The 5027-nt window shown below is 65.6% G+C and carries 5 protein-coding genes; 1 reads left to right on the forward strand and 4 read right to left on the reverse strand.

Features of this window, described 5'->3' with window-relative positions:
• From V5F77_RS28155 to V5F77_RS28165, 3 genes are all read right to left on the reverse strand, one after another.
• Positions 1 to 1157: lactonase family protein (locus V5F77_RS28155; protein ID WP_429008373.1), on the reverse strand; the 1157-nt coding region annotated here is incomplete at its 3' end.
• A 68-nt stretch (positions 1158 to 1225) separates the two neighbouring features.
• On the reverse strand, positions 1226 to 2539 hold the full coding sequence (locus V5F77_RS28160) for an MFS transporter (RefSeq protein ID WP_429008374.1): 1314 nt from the start codon (positions 2537 to 2539) through the stop codon (positions 1226 to 1228).
• Positions 2540 to 2617: 78 nt separating this feature from the next.
• Positions 2618 to 3667 carry an Ldh family oxidoreductase gene (locus V5F77_RS28165; RefSeq protein ID WP_429008375.1) on the reverse strand — a complete coding sequence of 350 codons (1050 nt, stop codon included), beginning with the start codon at positions 3665 to 3667 and terminating at the stop codon, positions 2618 to 2620.
• Positions 3668 to 3817: 150 nt separating this feature from the next.
• Here V5F77_RS28165 and V5F77_RS28170 point away from each other — a divergent pair, with 150 nt between their 5' ends.
• Positions 3818 to 4711 carry a LysR family transcriptional regulator gene (locus V5F77_RS28170; protein ID WP_429008376.1) on the forward strand — a complete coding sequence of 298 codons (894 nt, stop codon included), beginning with the start codon at positions 3818 to 3820 and terminating at the stop codon, positions 4709 to 4711.
• A gap of 116 nt (positions 4712 to 4827) precedes the next feature.
• Here the strand turns inward: V5F77_RS28170 and V5F77_RS28175 are convergent.
• Positions 4828 to 5027, reverse strand: a 200-nt coding sequence (locus V5F77_RS28175) for a tyrosine-type recombinase/integrase (RefSeq protein WP_429008377.1), incomplete at its 5' end; no start/stop codon positions are given.

Here is a 5027-nt window from a genome sequence, read left to right on the forward strand (position 1 = left end):
GTCAGCTTGCCGTCGTCATTAACGCGGAAGACAGACAGCCCGGCGGCGCTCACTTTCGTTGCAGCCCCATCGCGTAGCGTCACCGGAAGATTGTGCTCGACCACCAGCATCCTGCCGCTCGGATCCATATGGAACGTTCGCGGATGGATGCCGCGGGTGTCCGCATGCTGGATGGGCCTCGGCTCGCCCGTCACTTGCTCGAGCTCGAAGACTGCGATGCTGTTCTCGCCGCCCTTGAAGACCTCAATGCCATCGACGTCCTCGGTCTGCTCCGCCCGGTTCGCCACATAGACGAACCGGCCGTTGGGGTGGACATGGATCGGCCCCGCGGCCTGCCGTGCCCGTCCGGTGCGCGAGCCATCAAGCGTCCCCACCCGGAACAGAAGCCGGGGATCGACGCCGTCGTCGCTCATCTGCAGAAGCGCGATCTGGTTCTGCGTCTCGATAGATAGAAAAATCCACGGCTTCGTCGGATGAAAGTCCAGGTGGCGAGGGCCGAAAGCCCTGCCTGCGTTGGGAGCGATGGAGACCTCATTGGTGAGACGGCCGCGCCGATAGTCGAAGACCTTGATCGCGCCGGGTTCCTCGGGCCGCACGGGGGTTCCCTCGTTGCCGCGGGTGACGAGGAGCGCGCGGCGGTTGTCCGGCGTCACGCGGACCTGATGGGCATAGATGCCGGCATCAAGCGTTTCTGGCTGTCGGACCTCCTCGCCCGGCGTGCCATCCGCGTTGATGCGGTACACCCTGAGCGCGCTTGGCCTGTTGAAGGCGACCAGGATGTTCTGCGAGGGACCGTCGGTGGAGAGGTGGATGGGGCGAGTGGGCAGCGCCACCGGCGCCCCATACAGCCCGAGCGCGCCGCTGCGTTCATCAATGCTGAGAGCACTCAGGTGATGAGCCGTGCCCGGAGCCGCACCGTTGCCGGGCGCGGTGTTGCTGGTGGCGACGTAGAGGAACCGTCGCGAGCGGTGCGGCCAAGCATATTGCACGTTGTCCGGCAGCGTGACGGTGCCGCGGCGCGTCAGGGTCAGCGCCTCCACGTCGACCTCGTAATGGGTGAGGTCCGGGCCGACATTCGCGTAGAGCGCCAACCTGCCGGGTGGCGTCTGCGCGGACGAAGCGGCAGAGAGGGTGAGGCTACCGGCGACAGCGGACAAGAAGGCTCTCCGATCCATCATGTTGAGGTTCCTCCACGGGCTGATGATTCGCGCTGAGAGGCGCCGGTTCACTCGTCGTGGACAACGAGCTTCAGCAGGAGAGCGAAGACCGTAGACACCGCGAGAAAGCCGGCCATGGCAAGCAGTCCGGCCTCGAAGGTTCCGGTGGCGTCCTTGAGCCATCCCACGATCGTCGGGCCGAAGAACCCGCCGGTGGTGCCGATGGTGTTGATGAAGGCGATGCCGCCAGCGGCCGCGATGCCGGTGAGGAACCGCGTCGGGATCGACCAGAAGATCGCCCGCGCCGAGGTGACGCCGACGAGAGCCGCGGTGAGCCCCAGCAGTGAGAGGTCGAAACGTCCTGTCGAGATGGCGATGAGAAAGCCGACCGCGGCGAGGCCGCAGCAGGTGGCGAGATTGAACACCTTGCGGCCGGACCGGTCCGCGAAACGGGCCCAAAGGATCATGCCGATCGTGGCGGCAAGATAGGGCAGCGCCGAAATCCAACCTATCTCCAGATTGGTCAGGTTCTGCTGCTTGAGGATCTGCGGCAACCAGATCTGGATGCCATAGGAGCCGACGGTGAAGCCCAGGTAGACGACCGTGCAGATCCACACGCGGACGTCACGCAAGGCGGAGCCGAACCTAGTCACGGCGCGATCGCGCTTCTCGCCCTCGACGCTGGCGATGATGACGCGCTTCTCCTCGTCGGTGAGCCACTTGGCGTCCTGCGGCCGGTCGGCAAGGAGCTTCAGCAGGATGAGGCCGATGATCATAGCCGGAAGCCCCTCGATGATGAAGAGCCACTGCCACCCGGCGAGGCCATGGTGACCGTCAAGCTCCAGCAACATCCCGCCGAGCGGGCCTCCGATGACCGACGAAAAGGGGATGGCCACGAGGAACCATGAGAGGATCCGCGCGCGATACTGGGCCGGGAACCAGGCCGACAGGAAGAACGCGACGCCGGGAAAGAAGCCCGCCTCCGCAACCCCCAGCGCGAAGCGCATCAGGTAGAAGCTGGTCGGATCCGACACCAGGCTCATGGCGCACGACAGGAGGCCCCAGGAGATCATGATGCGCGAGATCCAGATCCGCGCCCCGAACCTGTAGAGCATCATGTTGCTGGGGATTTCAAAGCCGCAATAGCCGATGAAGAGGATGCCGGCGCCCCACCCGAACTGGGTGGCGGACAGGCCGATATCGCGGTTCATCTGCAGGGCCGCGAAGCCGATATTGGTGCGATCGAGGAAGTTGAAGACATAGCCCAGGGTCAGGATGGGCAGCATCCGCCAGATCACTTTGCGGAATGCCACTTTCCTGAGCGCGTCGTCGTCAACCGCGAGGCTTTGTGAACTGGATTGTTGGATGGCGATGTTGGTCACGGTTTCCTCCCCGTTCGGCCTCTTGTTGCCGAGGCCTTTCTTGGTTGGCGCCCGTCTTGTGCGGGCAAAATGATGGGGTTAGGCCTGAGGCAAGCAGGCCGCCAGTTCCTGGAGCTTGGCGAACAGGGCCTGGTCGACGGCGATGCCCTCCCGCCGTGCCCGCGCAAGGTTCCGGTTCTCGATCTCGCCCGGCACCAGCACGGGCGACTTGGGATCGGCCGGGGGGGTCGTGTGCAGGATGTGGGTGAAATCCTCCATGCGCTCGCACAGCCAATCGGGCGAGCCGAGGCGCCGGGTGTCGATCAGCAGGAAGTAATGGCCGAGGTTCTGCGGCTCTTCGGGCGCATCGACCCAGGATTTGACGTGGGTGAGATAGGCCGCACCCGAGAGGAGGCCCGCAAGCAGGTCCACCACCAGAGCGAGGCCATAGCCCTTGTGGCCGCCGATCGGCAGCAGGAAGCCGTCCAGCGCCGCGTTCGGATCGGTGGTGGGGCGGCCGAGGCGATCGGTCGCCCAGGTGTCGGGAATGGGCTGCCCCGCCTTGGCGGCGTTTCGGATCTTGGCCCGGGCCGCGACGCTGATCGCCATGTCGAGGATGATGGGATCGCCGCCCGGATTGGGAAAGCCGAAGCCGCACGGGCTGTTGCCGAGGCGGGCCTCGCTCCCGCCCCAGGGCGCGATGGTGGTGGTGGCGTTGCTGCCGATGAGGCTGGCGAAGCCGGCCTCGGCGGCGATATGGCTGTAGGGCGAGACCGGCCCAAAATGGTTGCTGCCGCGGGCCAGTGCCAGGGCAACGCCGGTGGTGGCCGCGGCAGCCATGGCGGCCTCCAGTGCCCGCATCCCGACCAAAGGACCGACGCCATTGTCCCCGTTCACGCGGACCAGTGCGGGCGCGACCTGTTCGACCGTGATGGACGGGCGCGGATTGATGCCGTTGATCTGAAGGCGCTCGCCATAGGATTCAATGCGGCCGACCCCATGGGTCGCAAGGCCGAACATCTCCGCGAGCGTGAGGACACGGGCGGCATCGACGGCATCCTTCCGGTCGAGGCCCAGACCCGTCAGCGCCGTCGTCGCGAGTTCGGTCAGCTCGGCCTCGGACAGGACGGGCTTCGATTGCTTGTCCAACAAGACACTTCCTCCACTCCTGCGGACAAGCACAAACTTTCCGCATCTTTCCCGGGCCGGACGGCACGCTTCTTGGCGGCGATTATGGAGCGGTGGATAGGATATGAAAACAAAGCTATACATGCGTTCATACCGCAGGAAACATGAGCAATGGATACGCGCTTCCTCGAGTGCTTCGTGGCCGTGGTCGAGCACGGCTCGGTGGCCGAGGCCGCTCGCCAGCTCAATCTCGCTCCGACGACGCTGGCGCTGCGGATCCGTGCCCTGGAGGAGGAATTCGGCTTCGCCCTCATGGCCCGCTCGGGGCGCACCGCCCGGCCCACCTCGGCCGGAGAGGCGCTGGCGCTGCGCGCGGCGGGGATCCTGCGGGATCTGCGCGACCTAAGGACGGTGCAGGATCAAGACAAGCCGCGCGGACAATTGCGGCTCGGCGTCGCCCAGACCGCCATCACGACCATCCTGTGCGACGTGCTTCCTGCTCTGGCGCAGAAATATCCGGACCTGGAAATCATCGTCCAAAAGGGATCGTCCGCCCACATTTTCGAGAAGCTGAACGCGGGGGAGGTGGACGCAGGTTTCTTGTTCCATCCGCCCTTCAGGCTACCCAAGACCCTGGCCTGGCGTGCCCTGAGGGCCGAGCGCTTCATCGTCATAGCGTCCAGCGGCGAGGCCTGCGCCGATCCGCTCCACCTTCTCCGGGAGCGACCGCTGGTGCGCTACGACCGCTCGCTGTGGTCCGGCCAGATCGCGGAGAACTATCTGCGGCAGCAGCGCATCCGGCCGAAGGACAGGATCGAGCTCGACGCGCTCGACGCCATCGCGGTGCTGGTCCACCGCGGACTCGGCGTCTCGCTGGTGCCGGACCGCGCGCTGCCGTTTCCCGAAGGATTGGCCATCCGCAAGCACGCACTGCCCGAGCCGGCGCCCCAGCGGGAACTGGGCCTGCTGTGGCCGGTCACCTCCACCCACGCCCGAGCGATCCGGGTGGCGGAGGAGGAGACCGCACTCATCATCGGCCGCGGCGCGTCCCCGATGCCAATCTGAGGTGAGCCGGGCGCCGGAGAACTTATCCGCCGACAAAAGAAGCAGCCGAGTGCACCCACGGTCTGTTCTGGGCCAGCGTCACGGGCAATCTCCCTTGGATCTGGCGGCTACAAGCCTCAGATCTCGGTTTGCTCTGACAGGCTCAAGGCGCCATCAACCTCGATGCCGAGATAACGCACGGTGCTCTCGAGCTTGGTGTGGCCGAGCAGGAGCTGGCAGGCGCGGAGGTTTCCGGTCCGCTTGTAAAGGATGGAGACATTTGTTCGCCGCAAGCTGTGCGTCCCATAGTCGGCTGGGTTGAGACCGATCAAGCTGA

Origin of the sequence: Roseixanthobacter psychrophilus, from assembly GCF_043195195.1 — a bacterium.
GTDB lineage: Bacteria > Pseudomonadota > Alphaproteobacteria > Rhizobiales > Xanthobacteraceae > NCEH01.